General features: G+C 74.3%; 18 protein-coding genes. 7 read left to right on the top strand and 11 right to left on the bottom strand.

Annotated elements, in window-relative coordinates:
• Positions 1 to 82: 82 nt before the first annotated feature.
• Positions 83 to 1,528: a dihydrolipoyl dehydrogenase family protein gene (locus ACZ6A9_RS15740; RefSeq protein WP_468984991.1), complete on the bottom strand. Its 1,446-nt coding sequence runs from the start codon at positions 1,526 to 1,528 to the stop codon at positions 83 to 85.
• Between the two features lie 118 nt (positions 1,529 to 1,646).
• Between ACZ6A9_RS15740 and trxA the strand changes: the two genes are divergently transcribed.
• Entirely contained in the window at positions 1,647 to 2,042 is a 396-nt protein-coding gene (gene trxA / locus ACZ6A9_RS15735; protein WP_468984988.1) for a thioredoxin, read from the top strand.
• Between the two features lie 55 nt (positions 2,043 to 2,097).
• Here trxA and ACZ6A9_RS15730 read toward each other — a convergent pair whose 3' ends face one another.
• Together ACZ6A9_RS15730 and ACZ6A9_RS15725 are read right to left on the bottom strand one after the other, a co-directional pair.
• Positions 2,098 to 3,135 (bottom strand): LacI family DNA-binding transcriptional regulator, encoded by a 1,038-nt coding sequence (locus tag ACZ6A9_RS15730; RefSeq protein WP_468984985.1) that lies wholly within the window; start codon positions 3,133 to 3,135, stop codon positions 2,098 to 2,100.
• A gap of 83 nt (positions 3,136 to 3,218) precedes the next feature.
• Positions 3,219 to 3,881 (bottom strand): TetR/AcrR family transcriptional regulator, encoded by a 663-nt coding sequence (locus tag ACZ6A9_RS15725; RefSeq protein ID WP_468984981.1) that lies wholly within the window; start codon positions 3,879 to 3,881, stop codon positions 3,219 to 3,221.
• 120 nt (positions 3,882 to 4,001) lie between these two features.
• Between ACZ6A9_RS15725 and ACZ6A9_RS15720 the strand changes: the two genes are divergently transcribed.
• Complete coding sequence (locus ACZ6A9_RS15720) at positions 4,002 to 4,565, top strand: NADPH-dependent FMN reductase (protein ID WP_468984978.1); 564 nt, start codon at positions 4,002 to 4,004, stop codon at positions 4,563 to 4,565.
• Positions 4,566 to 4,707: 142 nt separating this feature from the next.
• Here the strand turns inward: ACZ6A9_RS15720 and ACZ6A9_RS15715 are convergent, their stop codons facing one another.
• The 4 genes from ACZ6A9_RS15715 to ACZ6A9_RS15700 are packed head-to-tail and all read right to left on the bottom strand — an operon-like array spanning position 4,708 to position 9,524.
• On the bottom strand, positions 4,708 to 5,859 hold the full coding sequence (locus ACZ6A9_RS15715; protein ID WP_468984976.1) for an XdhC family protein: 1,152 nt from the start codon (positions 5,857 to 5,859) through the stop codon (positions 4,708 to 4,710).
• Positions 5,852 to 7,981: a xanthine dehydrogenase family protein molybdopterin-binding subunit gene (locus tag ACZ6A9_RS15710; protein WP_468984974.1), complete on the bottom strand. Its 2,130-nt coding sequence runs from the start codon at positions 7,979 to 7,981 to the stop codon at positions 5,852 to 5,854. Before ACZ6A9_RS15710 ends, ACZ6A9_RS15715 begins: the two co-directional genes overlap by 8 nt.
• Positions 7,978 to 8,970 (bottom strand): FAD binding domain-containing protein, encoded by a 993-nt coding sequence (locus ACZ6A9_RS15705; RefSeq protein WP_468984971.1) that lies wholly within the window; start codon positions 8,968 to 8,970, stop codon positions 7,978 to 7,980. The genes ACZ6A9_RS15710 and ACZ6A9_RS15705 overlap by 4 nt, the downstream gene beginning before the upstream one ends.
• Complete coding sequence (locus ACZ6A9_RS15700; protein ID WP_468984968.1) at positions 8,967 to 9,524, bottom strand: (2Fe-2S)-binding protein; 558 nt, start codon at positions 9,522 to 9,524, stop codon at positions 8,967 to 8,969. The genes ACZ6A9_RS15705 and ACZ6A9_RS15700 overlap by 4 nt, the downstream gene beginning before the upstream one ends.
• Before the next feature lie 257 nt (positions 9,525 to 9,781).
• Here ACZ6A9_RS15700 and ACZ6A9_RS15695 point away from each other — a divergent pair, with 257 nt between their 5' ends.
• Positions 9,782 to 10,360 (top strand): TetR/AcrR family transcriptional regulator, encoded by a 579-nt coding sequence (locus tag ACZ6A9_RS15695; RefSeq protein WP_468984965.1) that lies wholly within the window; start codon positions 9,782 to 9,784, stop codon positions 10,358 to 10,360.
• A 46-nt stretch (positions 10,361 to 10,406) separates the two neighbouring features.
• On the opposite strand, the gene ACZ6A9_RS15690 is transcribed toward ACZ6A9_RS15695, so the two are convergent.
• The gene (locus ACZ6A9_RS15690) at positions 10,407 to 11,312 is read right to left on the bottom strand and encodes a LysR family transcriptional regulator (RefSeq protein ID WP_468984963.1); all 906 of its coding nucleotides are present in this window, start codon (positions 11,310 to 11,312) and stop codon (positions 10,407 to 10,409) included.
• Positions 11,313 to 11,436: 124 nt separating this feature from the next.
• Here ACZ6A9_RS15690 and ACZ6A9_RS15685 point away from each other — a divergent pair, with 124 nt between their 5' ends.
• Positions 11,437 to 11,664, top strand: a complete 228-nt coding sequence (locus ACZ6A9_RS15685) for a hypothetical protein (RefSeq protein WP_468984961.1) — start codon at positions 11,437 to 11,439, stop codon at positions 11,662 to 11,664.
• 88 nt (positions 11,665 to 11,752) lie between these two features.
• The gene (locus tag ACZ6A9_RS15680; RefSeq protein ID WP_468984959.1) at positions 11,753 to 12,943 is read left to right on the top strand and encodes a CaiB/BaiF CoA transferase family protein; all 1,191 of its coding nucleotides are present in this window, start codon (positions 11,753 to 11,755) and stop codon (positions 12,941 to 12,943) included.
• A 21-nt stretch (positions 12,944 to 12,964) separates the two neighbouring features.
• On the opposite strand, the gene ACZ6A9_RS15675 is transcribed toward ACZ6A9_RS15680, so the two are convergent.
• Positions 12,965 to 13,612: a phosphoribosyltransferase gene (locus tag ACZ6A9_RS15675; RefSeq protein ID WP_468984957.1), complete on the bottom strand. Its 648-nt coding sequence runs from the start codon at positions 13,610 to 13,612 to the stop codon at positions 12,965 to 12,967.
• Positions 13,613 to 13,777: 165 nt separating this feature from the next.
• The gene (locus ACZ6A9_RS15670; protein ID WP_468984955.1) at positions 13,778 to 14,314 is read right to left on the bottom strand and encodes a cysteine hydrolase family protein; all 537 of its coding nucleotides are present in this window, start codon (positions 14,312 to 14,314) and stop codon (positions 13,778 to 13,780) included.
• A gap of 120 nt (positions 14,315 to 14,434) precedes the next feature.
• Here ACZ6A9_RS15670 and ACZ6A9_RS15665 point away from each other — a divergent pair, with 120 nt between their 5' ends.
• The gene (locus tag ACZ6A9_RS15665) at positions 14,435 to 14,851 is read left to right on the top strand and encodes a pyridoxamine 5'-phosphate oxidase family protein (RefSeq protein ID WP_468984952.1); all 417 of its coding nucleotides are present in this window, start codon (positions 14,435 to 14,437) and stop codon (positions 14,849 to 14,851) included.
• A 78-nt stretch (positions 14,852 to 14,929) separates the two neighbouring features.
• Positions 14,930 to 15,400 (top strand): type II toxin-antitoxin system PemK/MazF family toxin, encoded by a 471-nt coding sequence (locus tag ACZ6A9_RS15660; RefSeq protein ID WP_468984950.1) that lies wholly within the window; start codon positions 14,930 to 14,932, stop codon positions 15,398 to 15,400.
• On the opposite strand, the gene ACZ6A9_RS15655 is transcribed toward ACZ6A9_RS15660, so the two are convergent.
• On the bottom strand, positions 15,367 to 16,242 hold the full coding sequence (locus ACZ6A9_RS15655) for a TIGR02452 family protein (RefSeq protein WP_468984947.1): 876 nt from the start codon (positions 16,240 to 16,242) through the stop codon (positions 15,367 to 15,369). The genes ACZ6A9_RS15660 and ACZ6A9_RS15655 overlap by 34 nt on opposite strands.
• Positions 16,243 to 16,487: the final 245 nt, after the last annotated feature.

The raw sequence follows: 16,487 nt of genomic DNA, 5'->3' as shown, positions 1-16,487 counted from the left end.
CGGGGCCCGTCGCGGTGAGCCCCGGGGCCGGTCGCGGTGAGCCCCGGCGGCGTGACGGCGCACCGGGCCGCCGCCGGCCGGTTCACGCGTCCCGGTACGCCTCCAGCAGGCGCAGCCACACCTCACTGATCGTCGGGTACGACGGGACCGCGTGCCACAGGCGGTCGATCGGGACCCGGCCGGCGACCGCGACGGTCGCCGCGTGGATGAGTTCGCCGACGCCCGGTCCGACGAGGGTGAGGCCGCGCAGGATCTCGTCCTCGAGGTCGACGACCATGCGGGCACGGCCCTGGTAGCCGTCGACGTACAGGTTCGCGCCGGCGACGGAGGAGAGGTCGACGTCGACGGCACGGACGCGGTGGCCCGCCCGTTCCGCCTCCGCCAGGGAGAGGCCGACGGCGGCCGCCTCGGGGTCGGTGAAGACCACCTGGGGCACGGTGGCGTGGTCGGCGGTGGCGGCGTGCGCGCCCCACTCCTCCGCGTGCACGGGCTCTCCCGCCGCCCGGCAGGCGATGGCGGCGCCCGCGATCCTCGCCTGGTACTTGCCCTGGTGGGTGAGGAGGGCACGGTGGTTGGCGTCGCCGACGGCGTACAGCCAGTCGTGGCCGGTGACGCGGAGGGTGTCGTCGACGGTGAGCCAGGAGCCGGGCTCCAGGCCGATCGTCTCCAGGCCGATGTCGTCGGTGCGCGGGGCGCGGCCGGTGGCGAAGAGGATCTCGTCGGCCTCGATCAGCTCACCGCCGTCGGTGACCACGTGGACGGTGCCGTTCTCCCTGGTCACGGACTTCACGGAGGTGCCGGTGCGGATCTCCGCGCCGGCCTCGGTGAGCGCTTCGGCGACCATCTCCCCGGCGAAGGGCTCCATGCGCTCCAGCAGCCCCCCGCCGCGGACGAGGAGGGTGACCCGGGAGCCGAGCGCCTGCCAGGCGCAGGCCATCTCGGTGGCGACGACGCCGCCGCCGACCACGACGAGCCGGCCGGGGACCGACGGGGCGCTGGTGGCCTCCCGGCTGGTCCAGGGCCTGACCTCGGCGAGTCCGGGCAGGTCGGGCAGCTTGGCCCGGCTGCCGGTGCAGACGGCGACGGCGTGCCGGGCGGTGAGGACGCGCTCCTCGCCGTCGGAGCCGGTGACGGTGACGGTGCGCGGGCCGGTGAGCCGTCCGTGGCCGCGGTACAGGTCGGCTCCGGTGCCGTCCAGCCACTGGACCTGGCCGTCGTCCTTCCAGTGGGAGGCGTACTCGTCGCGGTGGGCGAGCACGGCGGCCGTGTCGAGGGGCCCCTGGACCGCCTGTTTCAGACCGGGGGTGCGACGGGCGTCCGCCCGGGTGATGACCGGGCGGAGCAGCGCCTTGCTGGGGGAGCACGCCCAGTAGGAGCACTCGCCGCCGACCAGTTCGCCCTCCACGACCGCGGTGGTGAGCCCGGCGGCGCGGGTGCGGTCGGCGACGTTCTCGCCCACGGGCCCGGCTCCGAGCACCACGACGTCGTAGGCGGCTGCTTCCAGTTGCGTCGGTTGCGTTTCCGTCATGGCATCAGTCTGGTGGGTGGTGTGCCCCGTGACCACATGGGTAGGGGCGCGGAATACGCGACCGGCCGGCCGTGTTGTGCCGAGGCCCGAGCCCACACCAGGAAGAGGGAAACACGCCATGAGCAGCACCGTTGAGCTCACCAAGGAGAACTTCGACCAGACGGTCACGGACAACGAGTTCGTGCTGATCGACTTCTGGGCGGCCTGGTGCGGGCCCTGCCGGCAGTTCGCACCCGTGTACGAGAAGGCGGCGGAGGAGAACCCGGACCTGGTCTTCGGCAAGGTGGACACGGAGGCGCAGCCGGAGCTGGCCGCGGCCTTCGGTATCCAGTCGATCCCCACGCTGATGATCGTGCGTGACCAGGTGGCCGTGTTCGCCCAGCCGGGTGCGCTGCCGGAGGCCGCGCTGACGGACGTCATCGGGCAGGCCCGCAAGCTGGACATGGACGACGTGCGCAAGCAGATCGCCGAGCAGCAGGCGCAGCAGGGTCAGGCGCCCGACGCGAGCGCCTGACACGCAACGCGCGGAGGGCTCGCGCTCACGTCGCAGGCCCGCCGCGCCCGTGGCGTCAGCCGGACTCGCGCCGCACCACCGACGCCCCGAGCACCTTGTGCGCCTCGGGTGCCGCGTCCGGGTCGCGCACCGCGCGGTCGACCAGCTCGGCCAGTTCACGGCCGGTCGGCAGTTCGAGGTGGACGGTGCTCAGCCGGGGCCGCAGCAGCCTGCCCAGCATCAGGTTGTCGGCGCCGACCACGGCCGTCTCCTCGGGGACGCGGACGCCCTCGTCCTGGAGCGCGCGCATCAGCAGCATCGCGTACTCGTCGTTGTACGTGAACACGCCGTCGAGGCCGAGACCGCGCCAGCGGGCCGCGAGCCGGGCGGCGGCCCCCTCGTCGTGCGCCAACGGCAGTTCCACGACCGTCGCGTCGGTCCCGCGCAGGGCGGCACGCACACCGGCCAGGCGGGGCGCGGCGAACGCCTCCAGGCCGGGCTCGCGCGGGACGACCACGCCGATCCTGCGGCAGCCGCGGTCGAAGAGGTGCGCGCCGGCACTGTGACCGACCACGTCGTGGTCCATGAGCAGGGCGTGCGCCCCATCCACTGACTCGGGGCCGAGCGTCACGACGGCCCGTGCCCCGGAGCGCTTGAGCACGTCGACGCCGCGCGGGCCGAGCCCGGAGCCGGGGACCAGCACCGCCACCGGCCGCAGCTCCGCCCAGGCACGGGCGGCCTCGTCGTCGTGCAGGCCGACGGTGCCGTACTGCACGACCGTGTAGTCGAGGCGGGCGAGGGCGCCCTGGAGGTCGTTGATGAACTGGCTGTAGAGGGGACCCACCGGGAAGGCGGGCGCGGGCATCAGGACCATACGGCTGTGTCCCGCGCGCAGGCTGCGGGCCGCGGCGTGCGGCACGTATCCGAGTTCCCTCGCGGCCTCGCGGACCCGGCGCCGGGTGGGTTCGCTGATCCGCACGGCGCCGGCGTTGTTCAAGACGTAGGAGACGGTCGCGCGCGAGACGCCGGCCAGGCGGGCCACATCGGCGCTCGTGGGTACGGAGCGCGTCGGTGCGGGGGACGCGGGCGCGGGCGGGTTCGATATCTGCACCATGACGTACCGCATCCTCGCAGAAGCGGCAACGGGGCTTGGCGCCGGGTGAGTTGGGACTCCCCGGCAGGGTTCGCGCCGGGCCGTCAGCGCGCGGCGGCGGAGCCCGTGACCCGGTCGACCAGGTCGGCCCACGCGGCTTCCAGCCGCTCGGGCGGTAGGCCGCACTGGCGGACCAGATGGTGGACCAGGGCGGGGTCGAGCTGGGCCATCAGCGTGTAGGCCAGGAGCTCGCAGTCCGCGTCCGGGACCACCTCGCGCAGGAGCAGGGTGACGTGGTGGCGCAGCACGCGGCGCGGGGCCCCGGTGTAGCGGCGTCCGGCGTCCGCCTCGGCGGCCAGTTGCAGTTCCAGTTCGTCCGCGGTGCGGCGGAGCATGGCGAGACCGAACGCCCGCAGCCGCTCGACGGGGGGCGCTCCCGGGCCGAGCGGCGGGGGGCCGCTGAGGAAGGCGGCCTGGAACTTCTTCTCGGAGTGGTCGAGCAGGGCGTTGAGCAGCCCGGTGCGGTCGCCGAAGCGGCGGAAGACCGTCCCCTTGCCCACGCGGGCGGCCGCCGCCACCTCCTCCATGGTGATGCCGTCGGCCCCGCGCTCGGCGACGAGACGCGCGGCGGCCTCCAGCAGCCGGGCGCGGTTGCGTGCGGCGTCGGCGCGCAGGCACGGCTCGTCGGCGCCGGCGCCGAGCTGGAACAACTCCTGTGGCTCGACGGGCTCCTGGGGTTTCGGGGCATGCGGCGTCGCGGCGGACATGAAGCCAGCGTAAAGCATCGGGAAGAAACTGGACCGGGGTCCGGTTGGAGTGCTACAACTGCAAACCGGACCCCGGTCCGATTGTCGTGCCCGAGCTTTCAGCCCTCCAGGAGTTACGTCATGTCTGTTCGCATCCTCGCCCTCGTCGGCAGCCTTCGCTCCGGTTCGCACAACCGCCAGCTCGCCGAGGCCGCGGTCAAGCTCGCGCCCGCCGGCACCGAGGTGGCCCTCTACGAGGGGCTGGCGGAGATCCCGTTCTACAACGAGGACATCGACGTCGAGGGCAGCGTCCCGGCCGCCGCCGCCAAGCTGCGCGAGACCGCCGCCGAGGCCGACGCGCTGCTGCTCTTCACACCCGAGTACAACGGCACGATCCCGGCCGTGCTGAAGAACGCCATCGACTGGCTCTCCCGCCCGTTCGGCGCCGGCGCCATCGGCGGCAAGCCGGTCGTCGTCGTCGGCACCGCCTTCGGCCAGTACGGCGGCGTCTGGGCGCAGGACGAGGCCCGCAAGGCCGTGGGCATCGCCGGCGGCAAGGTCATCGAGGACATCAAGCTGTCCATCCCCGGCTCGGTGACCCGTTTCGCCGAGACCCACCCGGCCGACGACACCGAGGTCACCGAGCAGCTGACCGACGTCATCACCCGCCTGCAGGTCCTGCTCGACCAGCCGACGGCCGCCTGACCCACCCCGAAGGGCCACGGCACGCGCTCCTGATCCCGCATCCACCGCCCGCCGGCGTCGCGCCGGCGGGCGGTGACGGTGCCGGGGCGCCGGCGGCACTCCGGGGCCCCCGGCCGTGTCCGGGCGGGGGCCCCGGCGGAGTTCAGGCCGCCGCCGCGGTGTCCCGTCCGTCGTGGTGGATCGGCGTCCCCGAGTCCGTCAGCGGGACGCCCGTGCCGCCGCGGCGGCAGGCGACGATCTCCGCCGCGATGGACAGGGCCGTCTCCTCCGGGGTGCGGGCGCCCAGGTCGAGGCCGATCGGGGAGCGCAGGCGGGCCAGTTCCCCCTCCCCCACGCCCGCCTCGCGCAGGCGCAGCGCGCGGTCGGCGTGGGTGCGGCGGGAGCCCATCGCGCCGACGAACGCCACCGGCAGCCCGAGGGCCACCTTCAGCAGCGGTACGTCGAACTTGGCGTCGTGGGTGAGGACGCACAGGACCGTGCGCGCGTCGGTCGCGGTGTCGCGCAGATAGCGGTGCGGCCAGTCGACCACGACTTCGTCCGCCTCTGGGAAACGGGCCGGGGTGGCGAAGACCGGCCGGGCGTCACAGACCGTGACCCGGTAGCCGAGGAACCTGCCCGCCCGCACGAGCGCCGCCGCGAAGTCGATCGCGCCGAAGACGATCATGCGGGGCGGCGGCAGCGAGGATTCGACGAACAGGCGGACACCACCCGGGCACAGGGAGCCGCCCCCGAGCTCCCCTCCCGCCGCTACGGCGACCGTCCCCGTGCGGCCGGCGTCCAGCAGGGCCCCGGCCGCACCGGCTGCCGACCGGTCCAGCTCCCCGGGACCGCCCAGACCGCCCTCGTACGTCCCGTCCTGGCGCACCAGGAGAGCTCCGCCGAGAAGGTCCGGCGGACCCTCGACGACCCGCACCAGGGCACCCGGCCCTCCCCCGCCGGCGGCCGACAGCGCCGCCCGCAGCACGCCCCGGGACGCGGCCCGCGCGAGCACCGGGGTGACCAGGATGTCGATCACCCCACCGCAGGTCAGACCCACGGCGAAGGCGTCCTCGTCGCTGTAGCCGAAGCGCTCCACACGGGTCTCGCCGTCCTCCAGCGCCCGGACGCACAGCTCGTACACCGCCCCCTCCACGCAACCGCCGGAGACGGAGCCGACCGCCGTGCCCTCCCTGTCGACGGCGAGCGCGGCACCGGGCCCGCGCGGGGCACTGCCGCGCACGGCCACCACCGTGGCCACGGCGAACTCCCGGCCCTCGGCCAGCCAGCGGCGCAGGTCGCCGGCGATGTCAAACACGGGGCCCTCCCGCCTGCAGCACCCGGTCCGGACGGATGGGCAGCCGCCGGTGGCGCACTCCGGTCGCGTGCCAGACCGCGTTGGCGACGGCCGCCGCCGCGCCCACGATGCCGACCTCGCCGATGCCCTTGATCCCGACCGGGTCGTCGGGGTCCTGATCGTCCACCCAGTCCGCCTCGACGGCCGGCACGTCGGCGTGGCTCGCTACGTGGTACGCGGCCAGGTCGCCGCCGTAGAGACCGCCCGAGGCGCTGTCGCGCACCGCCTCCTCGTGCAGTGCCATGGAGATGCCCCAGGTCATGCCGCCGATCAGCTGGCCGCGGGCGGTGAGCGGGTTGACGATCCGGCCCGCGGCGAAGATGCCGAGCATCCGCCGCACCCGCACCTCGCCGGTGCCGGCGTCCACGGCGACCTCGGCGAACTGCGCCCCGTAGGAGTGCCGCTCCTTCTGCGCGAGGGCGCCGAGGGCCTCGGTGGTGTCGGAGCGCACGGTGATGCCCTCCGGCGGCACGGCGCCGCCCGGAACGAGCCGCTCCCGCAGCTCCCCGGCGGCGGCCGTGACCGCCCAGGCCCAGGAACGGGTGCCCATGGAGCCGCCCGCGATCCCGGACGGGCCGAAGTCGCTGTCGCCGATGTGCACCCGGACCCGGTCGACCGGCACCCGCAGCGCGTCGGCGGCGACCAGGGTGAGCGCCGTACGGGCCCCGGTGCCGATGTCGGCGGCCGAGATCCGCACGGTGAAGGTGCCGTCCGCCTCCGCGGTGACCGCTGCCGTGGACGGCATGGCGCCGGCCGGGAAGGAGGCCGCCGCCGTGCCCGTGCCGACCAGCAGGCGCCCCTCGCGCCGCACCCCGGGGCGCGGATCGCGGCCGGCCCAGCCGAAGCGGCGGGCGCCCTCGCGGAAGCAGGCGGCGAGGTTGCGGCCGGCGAACGGCAGCCCGGAGACCGGCCCCAGCTCCGGCTCGTTGCGCAGCCGCAGCTCGATCGGGTCCACCCCGCACCGCTCGGCCAGTTCGTCCAGCGCGGCCTCCATCGCGAACGACCCCGGCGCCTCGCCCGGTGCGCGCATCCAGGTCGGGGAAGGGACGTTCAGCCGGACCACCTGGTTCTCCGTGCGGTGGGCGGGGGCGTCGTACAGGGCCCGCGCCACGCCGGCGGCCGGTTCGACGAACTCCCAGACCGTGGAGGTCTGGTTGAGCGAGCGGTGCTCCAGGGCGCGCAGCCGGCCGTCGGGGCCGGCGCCGAGCCGGACCCGCTGGACGGTGGGGCTGCGGTAGCCGGTGAGCGAGAACATCTGCCGGCGGGTCAGGACGACGCGGACCGGCCGCCGCAGCTCGGTGGCGGCCATCACCGCGGACACCTGGTGGGCCCGGAGTCCCTTGCTGCCGAAGCCGCCGCCGATGTGGTCGGAGCGCACCCGCACGGCGGACGCGTCCAGGGAGAACATCCGCACCAGTTCGTCGGCCACCCAGGTGGTGCCCTGGTTGGAGTCGACGAGTTCCAGCCGTCCGCCGTCCCACAGGGCGGTCGCCGCGTGCGGTTCCATCATGGCGTGGTGCTCTTCGGGCGTGACGTACTCCTCGTCCACCACGTGGGCGGCGGCGGCGAGTTCGGCCTCCAGGTCGCCCTTCTCCGTCACGGCGGGCATGTGTCCGTCCGCCGGGTGGGCGTCGGTGCGGCCGGCGGAGAACGCGATGTCGTGCGCTTCCCGCTCATAGGTGACGGTGAGGGCCTCGGCGGCCTCCCGGGCCTGCTCGGACGTCTCCGCGACGACGAGGGCGACGGGCCACCCGGCGTGCGGGACGCGGTCGTTCTGGAAGACCGCGGCGGTCGGGTCGGGCGGCACGCCCATCATGCCGACGTAGTCCGTCTCGAGCCGCGGGGCGTTGCCGTGGTGCAGGACGGCGAGCACGCCCGGCATGTCGAGGACGGGGCCGGTCTCCACCGACACGATCCGGCCGCGGGCGACGGTGGAGAGCACGAGGCGGCCGTGCGCGAGGCCGGCGAAGGGGATCTCGCCGGCGTAGCGGGCCGCGCCGGTGACCTTGTCGCGGCCTTCGACGCGGGTGTGCGCGGTGCCGACGGCGCCCGTCGTCGTGGCGCCGCTCGTGGCGGTGGTCATCGGGAGGCCTCCTCGGCGAGTTCGGACAGCACGGCCACCACGAGGTTGCGCATGAGGGTCACCTTGTAGCGGTTGCCGGGCAGCGGCCTGGCGGCCGCGAGTTCGGCGTCCGCGGCCGCGGCGAAGTACTCCGCGGTGGCCGGGGCGCCGGTCAGGACGCGTTCGGCGAGCCGGGCCCGCCAGGGCCTGGAGGCGACCGCGCCGAAGGCGAGGCGCGCGTCGCACACGACACCGTCCGACACGTCGACGGCGGCGGCGACCGAGCCGATCGCGAAGGCGTACGAGGCCCTCTCGCGGACCTTGCGGTAGCGCGAGCGGGCGGCGATCCGCGCCGGTGGGAGGGTGATGTGGGTGATGAGCGCGCCGGGCGGCAGGGCGGTCTCACGGTGTGGGGTGTCCCCCACCGGCAGGTAGAAGTCGGCCAGCGGCAACTCCCCCGGTCCGTCGACGGTTTCGTAGGCGACGCCCGCGTCGAAGGCGGTGAGCGCGACACCCATGTCGGAGGGGTGGACGGCCACGCAGTGATCGGAGGCGCCGAGGACCGCGTGGTTGTGGTTCTCGCCCCCGACGGCGGGGCAACCGCTGCCGGGTTCCCGCTTGTTGCAGGGTTGGGTGACGTCGGCGAAGTAGCCGCAGCGGGTGCGCTGGAGCAGGTTGCCGCCGACGGTGGCCATGGTGCGCAGCTGCCCGGAGGCGCCGGAGAGCACGGCCTGGGCGAGGGCGGGGTAGCGTTCGCGGACCGCGGGGTGCGCGGCGAGGTCGCTGTTGGTGACGGTGGCGCCGACCCGCAGTCCGCCGTCGTCGGCCGTTTCGATCCGGTCCAGGGGGAGGGCGCGGACGTCGACGAGCCGGGTGGGACGTTCCACGCCGGTCTTCATCAGGTCGACGAGATTGGTGCCGCCGCCGAGGTAGCGGGCCTCGGGGTCGGCGCCCAGCAACGCCACCGCGCCGGTGACGTCGTCGGCGCGTCGGTAGTCGAACTCCCTCATGCGGTGCTCTCCTCGGACTCGGCGCCGCTCCCGCCCGCGGCGCGGGCGACGGCCTGGACGATCTGGACGTAGGCGCCGCAGCGGCACAGGTTGCCGCTCATGCGCTCCCTGATCTCCGCGGGGGTCAGCGGTGGCGGTGCCGCTTGCGGCCGTACGTCCTCGGTGACGGCGCTGGGCCAGCCCGCGGCGTGCTCCTCGATGACGGCGACGGCCGAACAGATCTGTCCGGGGGTGCAGTAGCCGCACTGGAAGCCGTCCAGGTCGAGGAAGGCCTGCTGCACGGGGTGCAGCCGGTCCCCTTCGGCGAGGCCCTCCACGGTGGTGATCTCGCGTTCGCCGGAGGCGACGGCCAGTTGCAGGCAGGACACCGTGCGGCGGCCGTCGACCAGGACCGTGCAGGCACCGCACTGTCCCTGGTCGCAGCCCTTCTTGGTGCCGGTCAGGTCGAGCCGCTCGCGCAGCGCGTCGAGCAGGGTGGTGCGGTGGTCGACGGACAGCGTGTGCTTCTCGCCGTTGATGTTCAGGGTGACGGTGCTGGACGTCGAGGGTGTCATGGGCGGCCTTCTTTCAGCGATCGGGAAGGCGGACGAGTCGGTGACGTGGCGGTGGGCGGTACGGAGCGCGGGGCGTCCGGGGCCGTGCGGGAGGGCGGAAGGGGGCCGCGGGCGCCGGTCGCCGGGGCGAGCCGCGGCCGTCCGCGTCCGCCGATACGATGGACCCGAAGCGGACAACTGTCCGGTGTCTGGAAACGTAGTGGACAGCTGTCCGGTTGAGCAAGGACGGGTTTCGGCCAGGCCCGTGAGGAGGACGAGTGGGGCATCAGAAGGACGCACCCCAGCGCGTGGACGCGCAGCGCAACCGCGAGCGCATCCTGGAAGTGGCCCTGACCGAGCTCACGCGCTCGGCGGACACCCCGTTGAGCGTGATCGCCAGGAAGGCGGGCGTCGGGCAGGGCACGTTCTACCGGAACTTCCCCAGCCGTGAGGCACTCGTCCTGGAGCTCTACCGGCACGAGATGCGGCAGGTCGCCGACTGCGCGGCCCAGTTGCTCGAGACCCGGGAGCCGGACCGGGCCCTGCGCGAGTGGATGGACCGGCTCGCCGGATTCGCCATGACCAAGGCGGGACTGGCCGACGCCATCCGGCAGGCCACCAGCGGCCCGGACAGCCCCGGGAAGCCGTCCCCCCATCCGCTGACCGAGGCGGCCGACGTCCTGCTGCGCGCCTGCGAGGAGGCCGGAGCCATCCGCCCGGGCGTGACCGCGGACGACTTCGTCCTCGCCATCGGCGGACTGTGGCTGCTCGACCCCACCGGCGACTGGCGGCTGCGCGCCGCGCGGCTGCTGGATCTCGTCATGGACGGTCTGCGCGTGGGAGCGCCCGGACGGTAGACCGTGGTCGCCCGAGTGCGGGGCGGCGCCCGGGCGTCCGCCGCGCTCAGGCGACCGCGGTCGTCGCCAGCTCCCTCAGTTCACGCAGTGCGGCCTCCACCGCGGGGCGGGCGTGGCCGCCGCCGCGGGTGCAGGTCAGCAGCGCGCGGTGCGGGTTGCCCGCACAGGGCACCCGGACGACCGGCAGGTCCGGAGCCGGACGGGCCAGGCGCGGGATCAGGGCGACACCGAGTCCGTGAGCGACGAGATGGGCGATCGCGTTCCAGTCGTGGGCGTGGTGGACGACGTCCGGGGCGAAACCGGCGGCACCGCAGGCCGACATGACGTGCAGCCGGCAGGGGATCTCCGGCGCCGGCGCGATCCACGGCTCGTGCGCCGCCTCGGCAAGGTCGATCCGCCCGGCTCCGGCCAGCGGGTGACCGGCCGGGACCACCAGGTCGAACGGGTCGTCCAGCAGCGGCTGCCGGTCGAACCGGACGTCGCCCGGTGGAGGATCGAGCGGCGTGGCCTCGACCACCGCCAGATCGGCGGCCCCTTCGAAGAGCAGGTCGAAACTCTGCCCCACCCTCGCCTCGGCGATCCGCACCGACAGGCGCGGATGACGCTCGCGCAGCCGGGCGGCCATCGGCGCCAGCAGCACCGAGACGGCCACCGGGAACCCGGTCACGCGCAGCACACCCGCCGGGGCGTCGCGGCCGGCCCGCAGGTCCAGCTCCGCCTGGTCCCAGCGCGCCTGGATGGCGTCGGCGTGCGCCAGCAGGCTCTCGGCGGCCGGGGTGAGCCGTACTCCCCGCCCCTGCGGCTCCAGCAGGACCACGTCCAGGTCACGCGCGAGCTGACGAATCTGCTGGGAGGCCGCCGACGGGGTGAAGTGCAGGGCCCGGGCCGCCGCGGTGACCGTGCCGTAGTGGGCGACCGCCCTGAGGACGTGCAGCCGGCGCAGATCAATCATGTAGTCCAAGCTTCACGGTGGCGTGCAGAAAGTCAACCTGGACGTGTACGGATGCGGCGGCGCACCCTGGCCGTGTCGCGACGACCCACATCGACCGAGGCACGCCAGGAACCGAGGAGTCACGATGACCAGCACCACCGGCACCACGGGGACGACCGCCACCCGCTGCCCGTACTGCGGGTGGCCGGACGACGCCGAGCCGTTCCAGGTGGTCTCCCGCCACGGCACCGCGACGGGCAGCACGGTGTGGACCCGCTGCGGCTGCGGCTCCCTCCAGGTCCGAGCGGTCGACGAACGGGGCATGCGCGTCGTGTCCCGCAGCCGGCCCGTCGGCACCCCGTCCGGCCGGTGAAGCCGGTGAACGGACCGGACGGCCGTTGACAGGCCGGGACCCCGGCCGTACTAATCGTCAAGCGGCGTTCCGGGACCTGCAGAGAGGCGTGGACGTGCGGGGACTCCCCTTGTCCGGGGTGACGGTGGTCAGCGTGGAGCAGGCGGTGGCGGCGCCCTACGCCACCCGTCAGCTCGCCGATCTCGGCGCACGCGTGATCAAGGTGGAGCGGCCCGGCGACGGCGACTTCGCCCGGCGCTACGACACCACCGTCCACGGCCACTCCAGCTACTTCGTGTGGATCAACCGCTCCAAGGAGTCCCTCACCCTCGACCTGAAGGACCCGCGGGGCCGCGCGATCCTGCACCGGCTGCTCGCGGACGCCGACGTGTTCGTCCAGAACCTCGCACCGGGCGCCGCCGGCCGGCTCGGCCTGGGGACCGGGGAACTCACCCGCCGCTACCCCCGGCTGATCCCCTGCACGATCTCCGGCTACGGCACCAGCGGCCCGTGGGCGGACCGCAAGGCCTACGACCTGCTGATGCAGTGCCAGACGGGCCTGGTGTCCCTGACCGGCACGCCGGAGGAGACCGCCCGTACCGGGATCTCCGTCGCCGACATCGCCGCCGGGATGTACGCGTACAGCGGTGTGCTGACGGCCCTGTACACCCGCGCCACCACCGGTACGGTCCACCCGGTGGAGGTGTCCCTGCTCGAGGCACTGGCCGAATGGATGGGCCAGCCCGCCTACTACACCCGCTACGGCGGCAGCCAGCCCCCGCGTCTGGGCACCCAGCACGCCACCATCGCCCCCTACGGGACCTACCGGGCGGCCGACGGCCGCGAGGTGCTGTTCTCCGTCCAGAACGAGCGCGAATGGGCGGCCCTGTGCACCCGGTTCCTCGGCCGGCCGGAGCTGACCGACGATCCGCGGTTCGCGACCGGATCCGACCGCGTGGCGCACCGGGAGGAGCTGAACGCCGTCATCGCGGAACGGTTCGCCCGTGACGACGCGGAGGACCTGCTGAAGGAACTCGAGTCGATCGGCATCGCCTGCGCCGGGGTCAACGACATCGCCGCCTTCCTCGACCATCCGGTGCTCACCGCCCGCGGCCGCCGGCGCGAGGTGGCGGTGCCGGGCGCGACGGTGGAGGCACTGCTCCCGCCGGCCGACCTCGCGGGAGTGCCGGCACGCATGGACCCGGTGCCCGCCGTGGGCGAGCACACGGACGCGATCCTGACGGAACTGGGCCACGGCCCCGGGGAGATCGAGGCCCTGCGAGCGGACGCCGTCGTCTGAGTCCGAGAACGACCCGCGCGACTACGCCCGCCCGGCGCGCAGGGCCCGCAGGACGTCCTCGTCGGTCAGCTGGCCGAACTCGTCGTACCACTGCCCCACGGCCATGAACGCGGCAGGTTCGTGCAGACACACCACCTCGTCGGCCTCGGCACGCATCAGCGCCACGCCCTGGGACGATCCGACCGGGGTGGCCAGCACCAGCCGGCCGGGGTCCCCGGCGCGCAGGGAGCGCAGCGCGGCCCGGGCGGTGGAACCGGTCGCCAGCCCGTCGTCGACGACGATCACGGTCCGTCCGCGCACGCCGGGGGCGGGCCGGCCCTCACGGTAGAGCCGCTCCCGGCGGCGCAGTTCGAGGCGCTCGCGGGCGACGACGGGCGCGAGGTCGGACTCGCTCAGGCCCAGCCCGCGCAGGGCGTCGTCGTCGAACACCGGGACGCCGTCGCCGGCCATCGCACCGACCCCGAACTCCTCGTGGAACGGGGCGCCGACCTTCCGTACGACGAGGACGTCGAGCGGCGCGCCGAGCGTCTTCGCGACCTCGGCGGCCACGGCGACACCGCCCCGGGGCAGGGCCAGCACGACGGGGTGGGGCAGGGCTCCCTCGTCCTGCCTCTCCCGCAGCCGTGCGGCCAGCTCCCGGCCGGCCTCCCGGCGATCACGGAACCGCATGGCTGCCGCGTACCCCTTTCCGGGCAGCCGAAGCACCACCGCCGGGCACGGGCACGGGCACGTGAGCACCGGACACCCCGTCCACCCACCTCGCCAGGGGCGTGAGGCGCCGGAGGGGCGGACAACCCACTGGGCCGGTGTCGCCCGGACCGGGCGGCGTGGGGGTCAGTTCCACAGTTCGCCGCCGGCACACACCCGCGCCCCCATGTTGCGTTCCATCATCCGCAGCGCGGCGTCCGCCAGATCGGCGTGGATGTGGGCGACGGCGTCCCGGGGGACGATCACGTCGAGGTGCCGGATGTGCGCGTCGAGCGCCGAGTAGAGGACGCACTGCTCCGTCACCTGGCCGCAGAGCACGAGCCGGTCGATGCCCTGCTGGTTGAGCAGGTAGCCCAGCGGGGTCTCGAAGAAGACCGAGTGCCGGGCCTTGACCACGAAGAGGGAGGATTCGTCCGGCCGCAACGGCTCCACGAGGTGCGCGTGCGGTCCCGACAGGGCCTTGTCGAGCAGCTCGCCGTGGTGGGAGCGCCACTCGCCGAAGTTGTCGTTGACGTAGATCACCGGGACGTCCTGCCGCCGTGCTCGCTCCAGCAGGCCCGAGACGACCGGTACGACCGACTCGGCGGACGGGATCAGCTGCTCGGCGTCCGGATGGTCGTAGGTGTTGATCATGTCGATGACGATCAGCGCGGTCTTGCCCATGCGACCAGGGTTCCACCGCAGGAGCGAGTCGAACATTCCGTTCCGCACCCGGCGGGCGGGGCCCGTCATCAGGGCCGTCCGGCCCTAGTCGCGCCGGGTGGCGTGGCGGACGATGGAGAAATGATCCACACCGATGGCTTCCGCCTGCTCGACCGGCAGGAGTGCCTGCGCCTGCTGGCCAAGGCGCCGGTCGGTCGCGTCGTCTACACCCGGCAGGCACTGCCGGCGGTCCTGCCCCTCAACTTCTCCCTGGACACGGACTCCTCCGTGGTGCTGTGCACCTCCGCCGCCTCCGAACTGGTGCGGGCGGTCGACGGGGTGGTGGTCGCCTTCGAGGCCGACGACTTCCAGGCCGAGCGCCGGGCCGGCTGGAGCGTGGTGGTCACGGGGCGGGCCGCCGTGGTCACCGACCCGGCCGAGCACGAACGTCTGCTGCGGACCGGTCCGCGGTCCTGGATGCCCATGCACGACGGGGTGTTCGTCCGCATCGAGGCCGAGATGGTCACGGGCCGCGAGCTCACGGGCGCAGTCGGCTGAGGCGCCCCGCTCCCACTCCCTCACGGTTGCCCGAGGGCGCCCCGACGGGGTGTCACGGCCGTGCCGTACGGTACGGCTGTGACCGCCTTCAGCCCTGAGAACACCCCCGGCCGCCACGGCCCTTCCGCCACCGTCGAGGCCCAGCCCCGGGAGGTGGGCCGGGTGCGCACCGAGTACTCGCCCGCGCACGACGGTGACCCCGATCCCGGGGAGATCGTCTGGACCTGGGTGCCCTACGAGGAGAACGACGGCCGGGGCAAGGACCGTCCGGTGCTCGTCGTCGCCCGGGAGGCGGGCGGGACGGTGCTCGCCGTGCAGTTGTCCAGCAAGGGTCCCTCCGCGGGGCGGGCGGACGGAGGAAGAGGTGACCGGGACCGGGTGCCGATCGGCAGCGGGCCCTGGAACCGCTCGGGCCGCGACTCGTGGGTGGCCGTGGACCGGGTGCTGCGGCTGCACGAGGACGGCATGCGCCGCGAGGCGTGCGCCCTGGACCGGATGCGCTTCAACCTCGTACGTCAGCGACTGCGGGAGCGGTACGGCTGGAGCTGATCCCCTGAGTCGGTCCCCGCCTGCCCGGACAGCAGGTCCGCGAGCGTCCGCTCGAACGCGGCGCGGACCGAGCCGTCCCTGGTGCGGTCCAGGATCGCGAAGGCCACGTGTGCGAAGGCCCCGGCGAACCGGCCGCCCGGCGCGAGATGGGTCCGGAAGGCCGCCGCGACCTGCACCGGGTCGTTGCGGAACACCCCGCAGCCCCAGGCCCCCAGCACCAGCCGCCGGTAGCCGTGGACGGCGGCGGTCTCCAGCACCCGTCCGGCCCGCGCCGTCAGGGCCCGCGGGATCTCGCCCGCCCGCTCCGGCACCGTGCGCAGGACGACGCCCGCGTTGGGCGCGGGCGAGGTGAGGAACCCGGCCGCGAACGGCACGTCCAGCAGACGGCCCCGGTCGTCGCGGAAGACGGGCACGGCCGGTGAGTGGATCACCCGGTCCGTGTAGAACGGGTCGCGGTGGGCGCGGTGGTGGTCGTAGTAGCCGGGGGCCCGCAGCAGGCAGGTGTACAGCGCGGACGCCCGGCACAGTGCCTCCTCCTGGGCCTGCGCGCCGTTGAGGTAGCCCCCGCCGGGATTGCGGGCGGAGGCGAAGTTGAGCACGGCCGTCGCACCGGCGAGCCGGCGGGCGGCCTCGAAGCTGCTCTCACCGGTGACCTCGAACCGGGTCCCGGCCGGCCGGAACGCCGGTACCGGAACGGGCTCCGGACCGTACACCCGCGTACCGTCCCGCGCCGCGTCGATCTCCGCCGCCAGGGACACCTCGTGCCCGCCGGGCGCGCGATAGCCACCGGCCTCGACGATCCGCTCGGTCTCACGGGCGATACCCCACAGGCGCGCGCTCACGGCGCCACCCCCGTAGCCGCCGTGACCGCGCACCGCGTGATCTCCCCCGTCGTGCTCATGCACGCATCCTGAGCGATGCTGGGGAGGCGGCGCAACGGAGTTTCCCCGCGCCGCCAAGGCCCGTGCGCGGGCGCGGAAGCCCCGTGGGAGCGGGCGGACGAAAGGACGACCGAACCGGTGCGCCCGCGAGGCGCCCTTGTGCCCGGCGGCGCGAACGTTTTGGGTGGACGGGTTGATGCCGGCCG

The organism is Streptomyces sp. NPDC041124, assembly GCF_055592385.1.
This window is presented reverse-complemented; position numbering and strand designations above follow the sequence as displayed.

Bases quoted from the DNA above. Each gene is read 5' to 3' on its own strand.
- ACZ6A9_RS15740 (WP_468984991.1), bottom strand. From the start codon at position 1,528: ATGACGGAAACGCAACCGACGCAACTGGAAGCAGCCGCCTACGACGTC.
- trxA (WP_468984988.1), top strand. From the start codon at position 1,647: ATGAGCAGCACCGTTGAGCTCACCAAGGAGAACTTCGACCAGACGGTC.
- ACZ6A9_RS15730 (WP_468984985.1), bottom strand. From the start codon at position 3,135: ATGGTGCAGATATCGAACCCGCCCGCGCCCGCGTCCCCCGCACCGACG.
- ACZ6A9_RS15725 (WP_468984981.1), bottom strand. From the start codon at position 3,881: ATGTCCGCCGCGACGCCGCATGCCCCGAAACCCCAGGAGCCCGTCGAG.
- ACZ6A9_RS15720 (WP_468984978.1), top strand. From the start codon at position 4,002: ATGTCTGTTCGCATCCTCGCCCTCGTCGGCAGCCTTCGCTCCGGTTCG.
- ACZ6A9_RS15710 (WP_468984974.1), bottom strand. From the start codon at position 7,981: ATGACCACCGCCACGAGCGGCGCCACGACGACGGGCGCCGTCGGCACC.
- ACZ6A9_RS15705 (WP_468984971.1), bottom strand. From the start codon at position 8,970: ATGAGGGAGTTCGACTACCGACGCGCCGACGACGTCACCGGCGCGGTG.
- ACZ6A9_RS15700 (WP_468984968.1), bottom strand. From the start codon at position 9,524: ATGACACCCTCGACGTCCAGCACCGTCACCCTGAACATCAACGGCGAG.
- ACZ6A9_RS15690 (WP_468984963.1), bottom strand. From the start codon at position 11,312: ATGATTGATCTGCGCCGGCTGCACGTCCTCAGGGCGGTCGCCCACTAC.
- ACZ6A9_RS15685 (WP_468984961.1), top strand. From the start codon at position 11,437: ATGACCAGCACCACCGGCACCACGGGGACGACCGCCACCCGCTGCCCG.
- ACZ6A9_RS15675 (WP_468984957.1), bottom strand. From the start codon at position 13,612: ATGCGGTTCCGTGATCGCCGGGAGGCCGGCCGGGAGCTGGCCGCACGG.
- ACZ6A9_RS15670 (WP_468984955.1), bottom strand. From the start codon at position 14,314: ATGGGCAAGACCGCGCTGATCGTCATCGACATGATCAACACCTACGAC.
- ACZ6A9_RS15665 (WP_468984952.1), top strand. From the start codon at position 14,435: ATGATCCACACCGATGGCTTCCGCCTGCTCGACCGGCAGGAGTGCCTG.